We start from the raw sequence: 18629 nt of genomic DNA, 5'->3' as shown, positions 1-18629 counted from the left end.
TGTTCTTTTGGCTTGATCCAAAAGAACCAAAAAATCAAGGCAAACACGGATGCCTCCGGCCGTTTTGCCCTCCCGCGCCTCTCCAAAGTGCGGCTTTGTTTTATCTATGCAACAGGCGCTACTCATTAATTTGGAAAGACAGATGACTGCAAGCCCCTTCAATTGCCGGAAGCGAAATTATCTTGTATGTTGATCTGATTTTTTGGCCTTCTTCTTCAATATAGTGATTGCATCCTTTGTAAAGACACTCGCATTCAACATCTGACCCAAATAAATGAGCTTAAAGATGTATAACAATAACACGCGAATACCGGTAGCTTAACCGATTTGCAAATCAATTTAAAATCGATTAATTTATGTGTCTATTTTTTAATCCTAAAAACTTACTACAATGCCTAACCTGGAACAAACCCTGGTGTACAAATGGCTGAATGAGGTCTGGAACAAAGGAAACATTGATATCGCAGAAAGCCTGATGCATGAAAACGCCACAAGGCATGGCCTTGGAGATATTGACTCCAATCTGCCAGGCCCGGAGGGATTCAGAACATTTTACGCAAACTTCAAAAAGGATTTCACAAACATCGACATTCAGATGGAAGATGCCATCAAAGAAGATGGCATTGAAGCCGTGAGATGCACGGTGCACGCCTTGCATATTCCGACTAACAAGGAGGTCAATTTTTCCGGCATCTGCTGGGCAAAATGCGAACATGGAAAAATCAAAGAAGCATGGAACAGTTTTGATTTTTTGAAGATGTATCAACAAATCGGTCTTCTTAAGTTGTCTGAATCAGTTTAGCGCCTTCCATGCAACAGCCGTTTATTTTTCGTACAACCAAGGTAATAATAATTGTAAAGAGAAACATTTTAGAACAGGTCCATCCAATCCCGAAGGGATGAAATTATTATAGAAGAATATACGCACCTGTATTTAAAACCCGAAGGGTTGACATTCTATAATGTAATGTCAACCCTTCGGGTTTTAATAAATAATTTACGCACTTCTATAATAATTTCATCCCTTCGGGATTGCCTACGTTGAGCTCAATCTTCTCTATTTATAAATCATAATAGGTTAACACTACTATTGACAATTAAATTCCAGTTTCACACTTTTAGTCGGACAATAATGATTTTATACAATCATTGAGAGGTATTATATTTCCACACGCCTCATTTTCGGCACTAACAAATGCATGATCGTCCAGGTGACAAGATAAGCAGAGCCACATACAACAAACATAATAGTGTAGCCGGTTTGAATATGTCCCAAAGCTTTATAATGATCAAACAATGCACCAGCCAGCTTGGCAATCATAATTCCGCCTACTGCGCCGAACATGCCGCCAATACCGGTGATGGAGCCCAGCGTATGTTTGGGAAACATATCGCTTGCAGTTGTAAAGATATTCGCGCTCCATGCCTGGTGCGCAGCCATTGCAAGACTGATAATACACACTGCCAGCCACATGTTAGAACCACCAAAGTACTGAGCCGTTATTACCGGTAATGCACAACATGCATAGATGAGCATGGACTTTTTACGTGCAGAAAAAACAGGCATTCCATTTTTGATCAATCGCAAAGGCAACCATCCGCCACCTATGCTACCAAGGGTTGCAATGGTGTAAGCAACAGCAACCGGGAATGCCTTTTCAGTTGAACTCAGACCGTATTGTTTTTCCAGAATATCAGGAAGCCAGAATAAAAAGAACCACCACATAGGATCTGTTAATCCTTTACCTATTGCAAAGGCCCAGGTTTGTCTGTATTTAAGCAATGTACCCCAGGATACTTTTTCATGTTTTACTTCTGTTGTTTCCTGTAGTTCGTCTTTGTCGCTGTGGATATAATCGTATTCAGACTTGCTTAATCTCTTTTGTTTTTTGGGCACTTCATACAGCAGAAACCAGAAAATAAGCCAGATAAAACCGATTAGCCCGGTAATTACAAAAGCTGCTTTCCAACCCATTTTTTGAGCAATAAACGGTACAGAAAGCGGTGCCACTATGGCGCCGATATTTGTGCCAGAATTAAATATACCGGTAGCCAGCGCACGTTCCTTTTTAGGAAACCATTCAGCCACTGTTTTGATAGCTGCAGGAAAGTTGCCGGATTCTGTTACACCTAAGAAACCTCTTGCAACAAAGAATCCGAGCGTGCTTGTTACAAGACCATGACCCAATGCAGCAATGCTCCACAAAGCTGTAGCTAGTGCATAACCGATCTTTGTACCCAGCTTGTCTATTAATCTACCTGCACCTATCATTCCTAAAGCATAACACAGCTGAAAGCAGGTTACAAGGTTAGCATAATCTGTTTCACTCCACGTAAACTCTTTTTCAAGCGTTGATTTTAACAGGCTGATCACCTGTCTGTCCAGGTAGTTGATGGTCGTGGCAAAAAATATCAGTGCACAAATGGTCCATCGGTATTTTCCGATGGCAATTTTTTCAATGGCAGGAGGCGTGCTCGTTGTATACATCAATCGTTATTTTTTGATGGCATTAATAATTTCCAATGCTTCTTTCGTTAGTGTAGTTATGCTTGAATAGTCTTTTTGCTGTAATAAATTTTTTGTGATCAGTTTGCTTCCCATCCCTACGGCGCAAACGCCGGATTTAAACCAGGCTTCAAGATTCTCCTTATCTAATTCAACTCCGCCGGTAGGCATAAAAAACAATGTGGGGAATAATTCTTTGATGGATTGTACAAATTGCGGGCCCAACAAATTTCCTGGGAACAATTTAATAAAAGTCGCGCCCATATTTTCAGCACGGATAATTTCCGTTGGCGTCATACAACCCGGAACCCAAAGCATTCTTAGTGATTTTGCAGCTTCGGCAACTTCGTCAATAATACCCGGGCTAATTATAAAATCCGCGCCGGCATTAATAAATGATACAGCTGCATGTTCATTTTTAATGGTACCTATCCCCAGGTACATGTCTTTTAATTCTGAATCACAAAGGTTTCTAAGCACAGAAAAATTCTTCAGTGCCGCCGATCCTCTGTTGGTATATTCAACCGCCCTTATTCCTGCCGCATACAACGCACGCAAAACATTTGCACTCACTTCTGCATCTTCATGAAAAAACAGTGGCAACATTCCTTGCTGAGGGATCACATCCAGTATAGCTGATTTCTTATCCATGATGAATTATTTTTTGACGTACATCTTCAATTGTCTGATTGGTTGCATCTCCTGTCTCACTTAGCTTACCAAAGGCCGCAGCAGTTGCAAAATCTATTACCTCCTGCGGCGGGTGTTTATGATACAGCCCGTAGATTAAGCCAGCCATAAAACAATCGCCACTTCCAACTTTGTCCGTTATACTGTCGGCAACATATTCTGCGGAAAAATGTTGCGCTTTATTCGTGAATAATGTTGTGTAATACCTGATACCCTCTTCACCATTATCAAATCTGAATGTATTGGCAACGGTGTGGCATTTGTGAAAGGTCTCTTCAATGGCCTTTGATGTTTTTTCGGCGTGCGCCAGGTAGGCTTCTTTTGTTCCCTTCTGGTGAATGTCATGATCAATTTCAATTCCCAGTAAAGTGTTTGCAGCCCAGATATTTCCCATCACCATATCGCAATATTCAACCAGTTCACGCATAACGGAAACGGGCTTTTCTCCGTATTGCCAAAGCTTTGAGCGGTAATTAAGATCAACAGATATGAAAATCCCTTTCTTATGCGCCACCTCCAGTGCTTCCTTACAAACATCAGCTGCTCTTCTACTCAAAGCCGGACTTATTGCCGAAAAATGAAACCAGCTTACATCATTTAAAACTGTATCCCAGTCTATTACGCCGGTTGTTAGTTCTCCGAAAGATGAATAAGCCCTGTCATATATAACACCTGCATGTTTCAGGTCTGCGCCTTGTGGCAGGTAATATAACCCGATCCTTTCTCCGCCAAAATGGATGGAAGATGTATCTATTTTCTTTTGCTTTAATTCTTCTACTATTTCTGTCGCAAGGTAGTTATGCGGCAACGCCGTACAATAACCAACGGGTAGCTCCCATTTTGTTAACGCAGTAGCCACGTTCAATTCAGCACCACCTACATAAACGGACATCACGTTATCATGCATCCATTTGCCGTGCAACTGCGGAGACATGCGTAACAACAACTCTCCAAAACATAAAACTTTCTTCATTGGTATAAAACGCCAGGTATCAGGTGTCAGGTATCAGGTATCAGCAAAGGCTGCGTTTTGATCATCCTCCCACATCTTTACACCGGCTTTTTGGATTTTATTTTACTTGTTTACTGCTGGAAGATATTGATTTTAAAAATTAAAATAATTCTTCGCGTTATAGTAACAAATATCCTGAACAACTTTTCCGATCCAGTTTATATCATTGGGCAATTCACCGTTCTCGACCTCTGCGCCGAACAAATTACAAACAATACGCCTGAAATATTCATGACGGGGAAAAGAAAGAAAGCTTCTGGAATCTGTCAGCATGCCAATAAACCTGCTGATCAATCCCATATTGGACAGCGTATTGATCTGCCTGATCATTCCATCTTTCTGATCGAGGAACCACCATGCAGAACCATATTGTATTTTACCTGCAACCGAGCCATCATTAAAGTTCCCGATCATTGTCGCCATTACTTCGTTATCAGCAGGATTCAGGTTATACAGTATTGTTTTTGCCAGCTTATCATCACTGTCCATTCTTGACAGGAAGCGGGCAAGGCTCCTTGCCTGGGAAAAGTCGCCCATAGAATCCCAGCCTGTATCCGGGCCGAGCTTTTGCAACAGCCGTTTATTGTTATTGCGCAATGCTCCCAGGTGATATTGCTGCACCCAGCCTTTTTCCCAATCCAGCTCTGCAAAATATATTAACATGGCCGACTTAAACTGTCTTCTTTCCTTCAGCGACAATACCTCTCCGTTACGAACGCGGTTAAATATAAGTATGATCTCCTTTTCAGTAAAATCATCTGCATACATTTCTTCCAAACCGTGATCAGAAACGGTACACCCATTGGCGGCAAAGTAATCATGCCTGTCCTTTATCGCATCAAGGAACTGATTGAATGATGTGATATCAATACCCGTGGCCGTCTCCAGCTTTTTCAGATAGGCGTTAAATACAACAGGATCATCCACATTCATTGCGGCATCAGGCCTGAAAGCAGGATTAACCGGAATCTCAAAACCGTCTTTCTTCAATTGTTTATGATCACACAATGTATCTACAGGATCATCGGTCGTACAAACCTGTACAACATTCATCTTTCTTAAAAGATTCTGAACGGTATATTCCGGTGTTTGCAACAATGCAGTACAGGTATCATATATGTCTTTGGCGCTTGAGGGCTCCAGAATATCGTTAACATTGAAGTACCGTTGCAACTCAAGGTGCGTCCAGTGATGCAACGGGTTACGTAGTGTATATGGAACAGTTGCCGCCCATTGTTCAAACTTCTCATAATCAGTTGCATCACCGGTGCAGTATCTTTCATCAACACCATTGGTCCGCATGGCCCTCCACTTATAATGATCGCCATATAGCCAGATTTCCGTAAGATTTTTAAACTGGTAGTTCTTTGCTATTTGTGCGGGGGGCAAGTGGCAATGATAGTCAATGATAGGCATATCCTTTGCGAACTCATGATAAAGCCGTTGTGCAGTGTTTGATTGCAAAAGAAAGTTTTCATCCAAAAATTTTCGCATATTCCATTTTTAGGTATATAAATAAAATTGGCTATGCTGAAAAAACCATCATTAAGATCTCCTGGAGTGCTATTCAATTGAACATGCAGAGAAGAAAGACTCTTTTTTCATGTGGCAAATTTCAGAGCGACAGCTACTAAAAAAGACAACTATTATGACAAGTCTATAACTATATTTAATGCAAACAAGCGCAAAAACAAGATTTTTTTACGCAAACGTTGTCGGTAACGATTTCATTTTTAATCGGGCCTGAACTTTACGTCCCAAAAATTGTTATTACCTTACTCCTATTCATTTTAAACACATTACCATGAAAAAATTATTTTTCCTGTTCGCTGCTGCCATCTTAATAATAACAACTGTTCATGCGCAAACAGTTCCGGGCGATCTTACAAGCGCAGCCTCTTCAGGATTTAATGTAAAAAGCCTTACAAAAAGCATCATGGGAAAACTTGTGCCGGCCTTGTCACTAACCGATACCCAGAAACCCGGGGTTACGAGTGCTATAACAGATTTCCTGACGCAGAAATCAAAAATATTACCATTACAACAAACAGATGCCGGCTCTTACAATACCAAGTTCACATCCCTGTTCAACGGATTAAAAACAAAGCTTGGCGGGCTTATTTCACCAACACAACTCACCAGTTTTTTGGGGCTTAAACCTTCTACAAACGACCCGAAGAATGTGTTGTCTAATTTGTATTATTAGAGAGAAGCTTAAAGCCTAAAGCCCAAAGCTTAGAACTGAGACCTCAATATCAAATTTGCCTTTCGCATTTGAAGCCGTGGCTCTTATCCCACGAGACCCTTATTTATAAGTGTTTCGTAAGACACGAACCACGGCGCGGTAATTAAAATATTAGTCATGAAAAGAGTCCAAAACAACTATCTGATTTTGGACTCTTTTCGTTTAGTCGGAATTGCTTCAAGCGCGCCAACCCTGGCTTTAAGCTTTAGGCTCTAAGCTTATCACTTCCTAAAGCCATGGCTCGTGCCCCACGAGACATCATAACATAAATGAACAATTTGGTTCGTGAGACACGAACCAAGGCGTAAAATGTTATTTATAAAAAGCGTCCAAAACAAACATCTGTTTTGAACGCTTTTCATTTATACAAGGATGTTTCAGGTGTGCCAACACAAGCTTTAAGCTTTAGGCTTTTAGCTCTAAGCTTACGCTTATCCCTTCTTCCTCACACACCAAATTGTATTCGATGCATCATCCGCAACAAGGAGCGCGCCGTTACTTAAAACAGCCACACCTACGGGCCTGCCATAAACCTTACCACTGGCTTCATCTGCAATGAAGCCGGTTAAAAAATCTTCCGGCTCTCCTATCGGCCTGCCGTTTTTAAAAGGAACAAAAACAACTTTATATCCAACCAATTTGGAAGAATTCCACGAACCATGCTGACCAATAAACGCACCACCCTGGTATTTTGAAGGAAACTCGTTCTTGTCATAAAACGCCAGTCCTAACGAAGCTGTGTGCGAACCCAAAGACACATCGGGAACGATAGCTTTTGCAACAAGATCGGGGCGTTCGCCTTTCATTCGCGGATCTTTATGCTGTCCGAAATAACTGTAGGGCCAACCATAAAATCCACCTTCTTTTACCGAAGTAAGATAGTCAGGAACCAGGCCGTCTCCCAATTCATCCCGTTCATTTACTGCTGTCCATAAAGTATTGGTTCCGGGCGCCCAACCCATTCCTACCGGATTTCTCAAACCCCAGGCATATATTTTTTCTCCAGATCCGTCGGGATTGATCTCTAATATGTCAGCCCGTCTGATTTCATTATCCATACCGTGTTCTGCGTTATTGGAACCTGAACCTACGGAAATGAAGATCTTTGAGTTATCGCTGTTTGCAAGCAGGTTTCTCGTCCAGTGATTGTTGTATCCGCCTTTGGGAAGTGTCAAAATTTCTTGCGGAGCAGCTTTAATGCTCGTCTGCCCTGGTTGATAGGGAAACCTGAGCAACGCATCTGTATTTGCCACGTAGAAGAAATTACCCAAAACAAGCATCCCAAACGGCTGGTCAAGGCCGGACAAAAACACCTCTGATGTATCCGCCACGCCATCATTATTGGCATCTTTAAACAAAATCACCGAATTGGCGCTGTTGCCCATGTTTTGAGACTTCGCCTTCCCGGAAACCTGCGCTTCCAGTTTTTTTATTGCGCCCGGATTGGTGGATGCCTGGGAAACAAAAATATCTCCGTTAGGTGCCTGATAAATCCACCTCGGATTATTGAGTCCCGAAGCGAACCTGGTCACAACGAATCCGTCAGGAGCTTTTGGTATAATTGAATCTTGCCAACCAATGACATTACAAAATTTTGAAGTGGATTTGGTAGCAAATGGTTCAGGAAGATCAACCGGTTTTATGGCCGTTTGAACGGTGTCAGCCGGGGTTTCCGTGGTATTTTTATGCTGATTTTGGCAGGAAAACATCAAAATCACTGTCAAAACAGGTAAATATTTTTTTACCATATGAGGCCTTTAGGGAAAGGAGTACAAGATTGAAGCCAAGGCGAGGCAAGCTTAAAGCCTAAAGCGTAAAGCCTAAAACTTGCAGTTGAGTGTTCGAGACGTTTACTTTCTTCAGAATTTGTTAGGCAGGTCGAAAACTTTCTGGAAGCAAACTTCAATAACTGCGGTAAAACTCAGGGATGCCGAAAGACAAGGCTTTAAGCTTTAGGCATTACGCTTTAGGCCCTTGCTTTAGGCTTTGGGTTTTAAGCTTTAAGCTTGCATCTGCCAATTTTTCATTTTGTCAGTCGATGGCATAATCATTGACTAAGAAAAGAGACATTCTAATACAAACCTTAAAGGATTTAAATGATATGGGAAAGATAATAGGTATTGACTTAGGCACAACTAACAGTTGCGTAGCTGTAATGGAAGGTAACGAACCGGTGGTAATCGCCAACGATGAAGGCCGCCGTACAACGCCTTCAGTTGTAGCCTTCTTAAAAAATGGCGAACGTAAAGTAGGTGATCCCGCTAAACGTCAGGCCATTACTAACCCGCATAACACCATAATGAGTGTTAAGCGTTTTATGGGTCGCAGATTTGACGAAGTGACCGAAGAAATAAGCCACTGGAGCTATAAAGTAGCAAAAGGTGACAATAATACTGTTCGTGTGGACATTGATGGCAGATTATATACTCCACAGGAAATCTCCGCCATGATTCTGCAGAAAATGAAAAAAACTGCTGAAGATTACCTGGGACAGGAAGTTACAGAAGCGGTTATTACCGTTCCTGCCTACTTCAACGATGCTCAGCGCCAGGCTACCAAAGAGGCTGGTGAAATCGCTGGTTTAAACGTACGCCGTATTGTGAACGAGCCTACTGCTGCGGCACTGGCTTATGGTTTGGATAAAAAACACGCTGACCAGAAAATAGCAGTATTTGACCTGGGTGGTGGTACATTCGATATCTCAGTTCTTGAACTGGGCGATGGCGTTTTTGAAGTAAAAAGCACCAACGGTGATACACACTTAGGTGGTGATGACTTTGATAAAGTGATCATGGACTGGTTGGCTGATGAATTCAAAAGCCAGGAAGCAGTTGACCTGCGCAAAGATCCAATGGCGCTTCAGCGTTTGAAAGAAGCAGCTGAAAAAGCTAAGATTGAATTGTCTTCTTCTTCTGAAACAGAGATTAACCTGCCTTACATTACTGCAGTTGACGGTGTTCCTAAACACCTTGTAATAAAACTTACAAGAGCCAAATTTGAACAACTGGCTGACAAATTATTTGAAAGATGTTTGAAGCCTTGTGAGGCTGCATTGAAAGATGCTGGTTACTCTGCTTCACAAATTGATGAAGTGATCCTGGTAGGTGGTAGTACACGTATCCCTAAAGTACAGGAAATAGTAGAAAAATTCTTCGGCAAAAAACCAAACCGTGGTGTTAACCCTGATGAGGTAGTTGCTGTTGGTGCTGCTATTCAGGGTGCGGTGTTAACCGGTGAAGTGAAAGATGTATTGTTGTTGGATGTTACCCCGTTAAGCCTGGGTATTGAAACTTATGGTGGTGTAATGACTACAATGATCTCTTCTAACACAACCATTCCTACAAAGAAAACGGAAACATTCTCTACAGCCAGCGATAATCAACCAGGCGTACAGATCCATGTATTGCAGGGTGAAAGAAGTATGGCGAAAGATAACAAGAGCCTGGGCGTATTTAACCTGGATGGTATACCACCAGCTCCAAGAGGTGTTCCTCAGATTGAAGTTACTTTTGACATCGATGCTAACGGTATCTTACACGTTAACGCGAAAGATAAAGGAACCGGCAAAGAACAGAAGATCCGTATTGAAGCAGGTAGCGGTTTAAGCAAGGATGAGATCGAAAAAATGAAGAATGAAGCTAAAGCCAACGAAGCAACTGATAAAGCTGCCCGTGAAAAAGTTGAAAAACTGAACCAGGCGGATAGCTTAATCTTCCAGACTGAAAAGCAATTGAAAGAATTTGGAGATAAGATCCCTGCTGATAAAAAAGCACCTATTGAAGATGCTTTGACTAAGCTGAAAGAAGCACACAAAAACCAGGATGCTGATGCAATTGATAAGGCCCTGGCTGAAATGAACAATGCATGGACAGCTGCAAGCGAAGAGATCTACAAGGCTCAGCAGGCTGCAGGTGGTAACGGTACCGAACAAGCTGGTGCTGGTGCACAACAGGCCGGAGCTGAAGCAAAAGGTCCGGAAGATGTTCAGGATGCAGAGTTTGAGGAAGTGAAGTAAGATTAGGTCAAAATTCCAAAGTAAAAAATCTGAAGCGAAGATTTCGTGGAAGATAGAAATAATAAGGGCTCCGCTAAAGCGGGGCCTTTTTTGCACACGGCGGATGGGTTTCACGCAAAGAACGCAGAGGGGCGGCGAAACGCAACGGCACGCGAAGTAAAATTTAATGTTCAAAAATTTTGACCATTTACTTGCACAGTCCCAAAGTTGCAGTTCATACATTCGCACATTTGCACATTCGCTCATTTGCACATTCGCTCATTCACCCATTCCCCATCATTTTCAATTATCAACTTTCAATTATCCATTATTCTGTTCTAAGGCTTTTTACAGGATTTGCAAGCGCCGCTTTAATTGACTGGTAGCTTACGGTAAGTAAGGTGATAACGAGAGAACCAATACCTGTAGCGGCGAAAATCCACCAGGACAATGGCGCCCTGTATTCGTAATTCTGCAACCAGTTATGCATGAAATAATATGCAACAGGCGAAGCGATCAGGAATGCAATTACAGCCAGCGTAACAAATTCCTTCGACATCAATTCCCAAAGACTTAAGACTGAAGCGCCCAATACTTTTCTTACGCCAATTTCCTTAGTACGTTGCTCTGCAACAAATGACGCCATACCGAATAAACCAAGGCAACTGATGAAGATTGCCAGTATTGCAAAGAACCCGGCAAGTTTTCCAACACGTTCTTCATCCGCAAACTTTCTTGCATAATCCTCATCCGCAAATTTGTAATCAAACGGCTCTTCTGGTGAATATTTCTTACAGACAGCTTCAATCATCGCGAGAGATGAAGCAGTTGACCTGTTTGGGCTGAGCCGGATATTTACTATTCCGCCGATGCTTGAATCCAAATAGAATACAGTTTGTTTTGTTGGCGAATAGGGAGATTCCATTATCATATCTTTTATCACACCTATTATTGTGTAAGACTTATTCTGCCATTTCACAGCCTCTCCTACCGGGTTTTTAAAGCCCATATATTTTGCGGCTGTTTCATTGATTACAATTGCAGAAGAATCGGTTGCCATTTGCGGGGAAAAATCTCTTCCATTCACAAATTGCCAGCCGATCGTTTTACCATATTGCCCCGCTATACCAACAGTATTAAACTTTATGGAGCTTTGCGGATCTTTATCCTTCCAGTTAAAACTATCATCAAAATGATCGTTTTCTGTAACCGGTGTATTCGACTCAGCCATATCGGTAATAGCACCTTGTTGCAGCAGATCATTACGCATTGCGGACATACTGTTGTGGTAATTGTATGTCTTCATGATAATGGTGATCAATCCTTCGCGCGTGTAGCCAATCGGCCGGCTTTTAGCGAACTGCACCTGTCTGAAAACAGTAACTGTACTGATGATCAGAATAACGGAAACAGTGAATTGAACAACGACTAAAACTTTCCTGGGAGTCGCAGCATACCGGCCGCCTTTAAAAACGCCCTTCAATACTTTTACCGGCCGGAATGAGGAAAGATACAATGCGGGATAAATACCGGCGATCAATCCTGTCAGCAGTGTAAATCCAATAATCATCATCCAGAAATACGCATTGCTCCAAGGCAGATGAATATTTTTTTCGGTTACCTGGTTGAAAAAGGGAAGAATGAATAATACTAACAATATTGATAAAACAAAGCCGCACAAAGCAACTACCAACGACTCACAGAAAAACTGCATTACCAGTTGTGAACGGAGTGAACCAACTGCCTTACGAATGCCCACCTCCTTAGCACGCTTCTCACTTCGCGCGGTGCTCAGGTTCATAAAGTTGATGCAAGCGAGCAACAAAACAAACACGCCTATTATCGCAAACATCCACACATATTGTATCCTTCCTCCCACACTTATGCCATTCTTAAAATCGGAATACAAGTGCCACTTACTCATTGGGAACAGAAACATCTGTGGCTTTTGAAGCTGTGCAGTCTTAGCGTCTATCTTATTCAGTTTGATATCTTTTATTTTAGCTGAAACCCTTTCCCTGTCAGCCTTATCCGAAAGCTCTACAAACAATTGAAAAGATGAATTATACCAGTTGTTCTCATTGCCGCTTACCCAGCTTTTCAAATCAAAAAACGGAGCAATAAATGCCACGTCTTTAAAGCTGGTATTTAAAGGGAAGTCTTCATAAACACCGGCGACTTTTTCCTGCAGATCACCATCTATCTTAACAATCTTTCCCACGGGATCATCATTCCCGAACAGCGCTTTTGCAGTTGATTGTGATAACAAAACAGATGCGGGTTCATTGAATGCTTTTCGTGTGCCGGCGACCATATTGAGGGAAAGCATTTCCGGCGCACCGGATTCCATATAACTACCCTGTAAGCTAAGCTTCTTCTCTCCTGCTGCGATAAGACTGTTCATGTTCCAGGAAGACAGGACAACATATTTAAAGTCGTCCCCATAACTTCTTCTCAGCTCTGCCGCTAACGGAATTACATTACCCGGCCCTGTACTTACTTCACCATTGAAGGACTGGTTTTGCATTACCTGCGAAATGCGGTCGTAATGCTGAAAGTATTTATCAAACGATATTTCATTCCAGATCCATAACCCGATTAACATTGATACAGCCATTCCAACGGCAAGTCCACTCACGTTAATGAAGGCGGAAAATTTGTTTTTCAATAAACCACGCACGGCGGTTTTGAGATAGTTCTTAAACATATAGGACGGTTTAGATCAATATGACATATAACGTTGAAATGAAAATACAGTTACACAGAGTTTCACGGAGAAGACACTGAGCTGCACAGAGAGCTGTTTACTATTCTTGTTCTTTTCATTCTTTCTATCATTACTATCCGATCTATTTCACAATTTGCACATACACACATTTGCACATTCGCAACTCATCCTTCATTTTCAATTGTCAATTTTCCATTTTCAATTATTCAGTCCTCAGGCTGTTCACCGGATTTGCAATCGCCGTTTTTATTGTGTGATAACTTACGGCTATAATTGCTGTTACCAGGCTAATAATTCCTGCACCGGCGAACAACGACCAATCCGGCGTTATCCGGTACGCGAAGTTTTGAAGCCACGCATTCACCAATAACAAGGCTATTGGAATTGCGATTACAAATGCAACAAACGCAGTGATAAGCATTCCCCTGTTCAAGAGTAAAAACAGATCACTCACAGAGGCACCCAACACTTTTCGAATACCTATCTCTTTTACGCGTGCAGTTGTTGACAAACCAGATAAGCCAAACAATCCCATGCAAGCAATACATATGGCCAGTATACATGCGGCTGTAACAGTCTTCATCCAGCGGAGATATGCTTCATAATTTTGAGCGACAGTTTCATCCAAAAAAGAATACGAAAAAGGCTCTCCGCCAGTTAGTTTGTTCCAGCTTGCATGAAGTCTGTCTAACACTTGCGGCATGTTTTGATTGGGCCTGATCCTGAATGAAAATGAACTTCCGTACCATTTTTCTATCCTGTGCAATGAAGGCGAAATCGTTTTGGTAAGATCGTCGGGATAATAATCTTTACATACACCAATGATCCTTCCGCCAAGTGAGGCATTGATCGTATTGAGCTCGGGGCTTCCCAGCATTTTATACAATGTTTCATTTACGATAACAGCCTGCCTTGTGGCTGATGCACCTTTCATGTATTGACCTTCTGCAAGCTGAATTTTTGCGCTATCCTCCGGAATGAAGCGGGAAAAATTTCTGCCTTTTACAATCGGAATTTTGAAGAAGGAAAAATAATTATAATCCACATCAAAAACTTCTGCCATTGTCTTCTGATCATTGATGCGATAGTTATTGGTGTTGTTATAGCCAAGATAAGTATTGCTAAAGTCAGCTATTGAAGGATCTGTTGCAGCAAAATTCTCCAGCCGTTCCTTTAGCAGACGCGTGTCGTTAGCATTATTAAAAGGATTATTCAACGTGATGATCTGCTCCTTATCAAAACCCAAATACTTATGATTGATAAATGCTATCTGCTTATTAATGGCAAGCGTTGAAATTATGAGAATGATGCAAACAGCGAACTGCGTTGTAACCAAAATTTTCGACAAATAGGGGTTGAGTCTGTATGCAGAAAATTTACGCAACATATTGAGTGGCTTTAAGCCGGACATTACTAATGCAGGATATACGCCGGCAATAATACCCAATACTACTGCCAGAGAGCCCAACAAAAGGATTATATTACCTGCTGAGAAAAACTGTATGCTTATTTCTGATCCTGTAAGACCGTTAAAGAATGGCAAACAAATAATGGCAAGCACAAGGCCAACGACTACTGAAATAAACGCCAGCATCTGTGTTTCGATATAAAACTGCAACACGAGCTGTTTTCTTTCCGCGCCTATTGTCTTACGGATACCTACTTCCTGTGAGCGCGATACGGTACCGGTTAACGTAAGCAGAATGTAATTTAAACAGGCTATGATCAGGATAACAATTGCCAGGCTAATCAACTGATAGATATTTTTCAGATCAGTGTAATGTCCCCAACCAGAACCAGCGGAATAATGCGCATCTGCAAATGGACGAATGTGCACATGAAAGTTATCTGTTTTGATGGTGCTTCCGGGGAAAGCGGCCCACTCTTTTAGCGCTGATTCATAATATTTTCTTGTAAACGCATCAAGCCTTTTTTCAAAATTTATAGCGTCTACTCCTTTTTTCAATTGAATGATGATCTGATCGCTTGACGTATTAAGACCCGTACTCATCTTTTCTGCATAATCAGCAGTTGATGTTCTGGGCATCAACAGATCAAAACGATAACTGGAATTGGCGGGAAAATTTTTAGCAACAGCACTTACAATACACACTGTACTATCATCATTCGGCAGAAGAATTGTGCGGCCGACTGGATCAGCATTGCCAAAATATTTGAAGGCAACATTTTCACTAATAACAATGTTGTTCTTTTCAGCAAGTGCGGTTGCGGGATTACCGCGCAACAATGGAAAGCTGAATACTGTGAAAAAATTTTTATCAACATACGCAATGTTTTTTTTCTCCTCAAAACTCTGCGTACCTACTCTAACTTTTGCCTGGTAAGATTGCTGCACCCTGACTGTTTGCGCTATTTCGGGAAATACTTTTTCCAGCTCGCCGGACAAGATTGCCGGATGTTGTATAACAGCAGCTTGTTCATCTTTCAGCATGAAAGAAAAAAGACTGCTCTTTTTCTTTTCATCTGACTGCCACAGATCATTCTGCTCCAGCCTGTATAACTGAGAAACATTTGCATGAAATTTATCAAAGGACTGTTCATGCTTAACATACAGGTATACCAAAATACAAAATGCGCTTGCAATGCTAAGCCCGGCGAGGTTAATGGCTGAATAAAACTTTTTACGCAGGATATTTCTGACTGCTAATAAACTGTAGTTTCTAAACATGCTGCTATTTTTTAGTTCCTATGTTTGAAAACCAAAAAGGGCGATAAAAAGTTACACAGAGTCACAAGGAGAAGACACTGAGTTACACAGAGAGCTGCCCACTATTGTTCTCTTTTTTACTCTTTTTAGCATTACTATATCATTTCAATATTGTGTTATTTCACATTCGCACATTTACACATTTGCACATTCGCACATTCGCACTTTTCCTCATTCGCAAATCATCATTCATTGTCAATTTTCAACTTTCAATTTTCAATTATTCCGTTCTCAAACTCTTAACCGGATTACTCATTGCTGCTTTTACTGTTTGCAGGCTCACTGTTAAAACCGCCAACACAATAGTTAGTATTGCTGCGATGAGATAGATGGTCCACGAAATATCTGTCCTGTAAGAGAAATCTTCCAGCCATTTTGTGGTTGCCCACCATGCCACAGGAAAAGCAATTACTATAGCAATTACTGTAAGGCGGATAAAGTCTTTGGACAATGCAATTACAATACTGCTTACGGAAGCGCCCAACACTTTGCGCACACCTATTTCTTTTATGCGTTGTTGTGCAGAATATGCAGAAAGGCCAAGCAGACCAAGGCACGCCAACACGATGGCGATACCCGCAAACAGATCCATCACCTTACCTAATCTTAATTCGGCACTATACAATTCGTTGTAATCTTCGTCCATAAAATGATATTCAAACGGACGATGCGGCACGAGCTCTTTCCATTTTGATTCAATAAAAGCAATGGTTTGAGTGAGGTATGCACCATTAATCTTCACCATTATCTCGCGGCCGCTGGCTTCAGGAAAAAGTACAAATGGTTTGATAGGCTCACGCATAGACCTGAAATGAAAGTCTTTTACAACAGCTTTCACGATACCGGGGCGAGTGTCATCAAGGAACATTCTTTTACCGACAGCATCCTGTGCGGACCAGCCCAACTGGCGGGCCGCAGATTCATTCAAAATAAAATGAAAGCGTGCATTTGAATCCAGTGAAGCATCCTTTACATCCTGCAATGAGATATTCTCACCTGCAATAATTTGCATTCCGACAGTAGGAACAAAGTCTTCATCTATCGGATTTGCAGTAACAGCAATCTGTTGTGTTTGCGGCATGGACGCAGAGCGCATATTGTATCCACCGCCGCCTTCTACCGGTGTTCTATAGCAATAAGAAACATTCAGCACATTTGAATTGCTTTTGAGCTGTTGCTTCATCAGCGGAATGCTTTGAACCATTTTGCCATCCATTGGCAGCACCACTATATGTTCACGATCATATCCAAGCTTGGCATGCTGAATAAAATACAACTGCCGCTGAACAATGAAAGTTGATATGATGAGAAATACGGAAATAGCAAACTGGAATACAATGAGAGATCTTCTTAGTGTTTGTCCTTTTCCGGTGTTTTTGAAGGAACCTTTAAGAACGGTTACCGGCCGGAAATCTGCCAGTATAAAAGAAGGATAAGCCCCTGCCAATAAACTAACAAGTACAACCAGCACCAACAGGAATGAAATGAATGGCAACGAAAGCAATGAAGCGCCGTCCAGTGTTGCATTTGTAAGCTTATTAAAGAAGGGCAGCAACGCAGAAGCTACTAACAAACTTAATACAACCGCTGCAAGACAAACCAAAACAGATTCGCCAATAAACTGCCAGAACAACTGGTTTTTCCCTGCACCGATCACTTTTCTCACTCCCACTTCTTTTGCTCTTTCCAGCGACCGGGCAGTACTCAGGTTAATATAAGTTGAACAGGCGATAATGAGAATAAGCAATGCAACGGCACCAAGTATAAACATGTAGGAGATACTGTTGTTGGGAACGAAACTGTCATACGGCGAATACAAATGTATCTTATTGAATTGCTCCAGGTAAAAGTTAATGGTTGCGTTTGCCCCCTGCATTTCTTTTTTCATGAAAGCAGGAAGTTTAGCCTGCAGCCCGGCTATCGACCGATTGTTATTAAGCAACAAATAAGTTGTGTAGTTGGCATTCCAGTAAGTATTTTCAGACTCAGGTCTAATACCAAGCGACGAAAATGAGGCAAGAAAATCGAAACGGACCTGTGAGTTATCAGGAAGATCCTGCATTACTCCTGTAACATGATATAAGTTGCTGTCATTGCCAACCCGGAAAGCTTTTCCAATTGGATTTTGTTCACCAAAATATTTCTTTGCAGCAGACTCAGTAAGAACAACATCATAAGGCGCATTGAGCGCCTGGTTGGCGTCTCCATCTTTAAGCCTGAATGAAAAGATTTTAAAGAAAGAAGGATCAGCATACATAAAATGTTTTTCGCTGATCATTTTATCGTTATAATAGACCACTTTTTCGTAAGCAGTCATCCGGACCGCTGATTCAACTTCGGGAAAAGTCCGTTGCAATACCGGTGCCACGCGCACACTTGTATAGTTGCCTTTTCCAGATGCGCTACCACCATCAAAACTATATTCCATAATGACACGGGCGATGCGGTCTCCATTCTTTTGAAAGTCATCAAAACTCACTTCATGACGGATGTAGAGACTGATCAACAAACAACATGTCAACCCTATCGTCAAGCCAAAAATATTGATGGCCGACGCAGTTTTATTTTTCAACAGGTTTCTGATAGCAACTTTAAAATAGTTCTGTAGCATTCTCAAATTCTCGTTTATTACTTAATAGCCTTCGATTCATTGCCGTCTGCTTTTGCTGACGGACAGTGGTTGATCTTTAAAGCCCGACTTTAGCCCCAAAAATTGGATTGTGTGG

Annotated in this window: 11 protein-coding genes; 3 read left to right on the top strand and 8 right to left on the bottom strand. The window is 41.7% G+C overall.

Translation table 11 applies throughout. The features are described from left to right. The first annotated feature begins 391 nt into the window (after positions 1-391). Positions 392-802: an ester cyclase gene (locus tag QTN47_RS03500; RefSeq protein ID WP_369327933.1), complete on the top strand. Its 411-nt coding sequence runs from the start codon at positions 392-394 to the stop codon at positions 800-802. Positions 803-1159: 357 nt separating this feature from the next. On the opposite strand, the gene QTN47_RS03495 is transcribed toward QTN47_RS03500, so the two are convergent. The 4 genes from QTN47_RS03495 to uxaC form a co-directional block, all read right to left on the bottom strand. Further along, on the bottom strand, positions 1160-2488 hold the full coding sequence (locus QTN47_RS03495; protein ID WP_369327932.1) for an MFS transporter: 1329 nt from the start codon (positions 2486-2488) through the stop codon (positions 1160-1162). Between the two features lie 6 nt (positions 2489-2494). Continuing rightward, on the bottom strand, positions 2495-3157 hold the full coding sequence (locus QTN47_RS03490) for a bifunctional 4-hydroxy-2-oxoglutarate aldolase/2-dehydro-3-deoxy-phosphogluconate aldolase (RefSeq protein ID WP_369327931.1): 663 nt from the start codon (positions 3155-3157) through the stop codon (positions 2495-2497). Beyond that, a complete protein-coding gene (locus tag QTN47_RS03485; protein WP_369327930.1) occupies positions 3150-4169 on the bottom strand; it encodes a sugar kinase in 1020 nt (339 codons plus the stop codon). The genes QTN47_RS03490 and QTN47_RS03485 overlap by 8 nt, the downstream gene beginning before the upstream one ends. 132 nt (positions 4170-4301) lie before the next feature. After that, positions 4302-5702, bottom strand: a complete 1401-nt coding sequence (gene uxaC / locus QTN47_RS03480) for a glucuronate isomerase (protein ID WP_369327929.1) — start codon at positions 5700-5702, stop codon at positions 4302-4304. 310 nt (positions 5703-6012) lie between these two features. On the opposite strand from uxaC, the gene QTN47_RS03475 reads away from it, so the two are divergent. After that, entirely contained in the window at positions 6013-6414 is a 402-nt protein-coding gene (locus QTN47_RS03475) for a hypothetical protein (protein WP_369327928.1), read from the top strand. Positions 6415-6884: 470 nt separating this feature from the next. Here the strand turns inward: QTN47_RS03475 and QTN47_RS03470 are convergent, their stop codons facing one another. Continuing rightward, positions 6885-8201, bottom strand: coding sequence for a PQQ-dependent sugar dehydrogenase (locus QTN47_RS03470; RefSeq protein WP_369327927.1), 1317 nt, complete (start codon positions 8199-8201; stop codon positions 6885-6887). Between the two features lie 353 nt (positions 8202-8554). On the opposite strand from QTN47_RS03470, the gene dnaK reads away from it, so the two are divergent. Beyond that, positions 8555-10468: a molecular chaperone DnaK gene (dnaK, locus tag QTN47_RS03465; protein WP_369327926.1), complete on the top strand. Its 1914-nt coding sequence runs from the start codon at positions 8555-8557 to the stop codon at positions 10466-10468. A gap of 307 nt (positions 10469-10775) precedes the next feature. On the opposite strand, the gene QTN47_RS03460 is transcribed toward dnaK, so the two are convergent. From QTN47_RS03460 to QTN47_RS03450, 3 genes are all read right to left on the bottom strand, one after another. Further along, positions 10776-13154, bottom strand: coding sequence for an ABC transporter permease (locus QTN47_RS03460; protein ID WP_369327925.1), 2379 nt, complete (start codon positions 13152-13154; stop codon positions 10776-10778). Positions 13155-13377: 223 nt separating this feature from the next. Next, positions 13378-15864 carry an ABC transporter permease gene (locus QTN47_RS03455; protein ID WP_369327924.1) on the bottom strand — a complete coding sequence of 829 codons (2487 nt, stop codon included), beginning with the start codon at positions 15862-15864 and terminating at the stop codon, positions 13378-13380. 259 nt (positions 15865-16123) lie between these two features. After that, positions 16124-18514: an ABC transporter permease gene (locus tag QTN47_RS03450; protein WP_369327923.1), complete on the bottom strand. Its 2391-nt coding sequence runs from the start codon at positions 18512-18514 to the stop codon at positions 16124-16126. Positions 18515-18629: the final 115 nt, after the last annotated feature.

Origin of the sequence: Danxiaibacter flavus, assembly GCF_041060425.1 — a bacterium.
Taxonomy (GTDB): Bacteria; Bacteroidota; Bacteroidia; order Chitinophagales; family Chitinophagaceae; genus Danxiaibacter; species Danxiaibacter flavus.
This window is presented reverse-complemented; position numbering and strand designations above follow the sequence as displayed.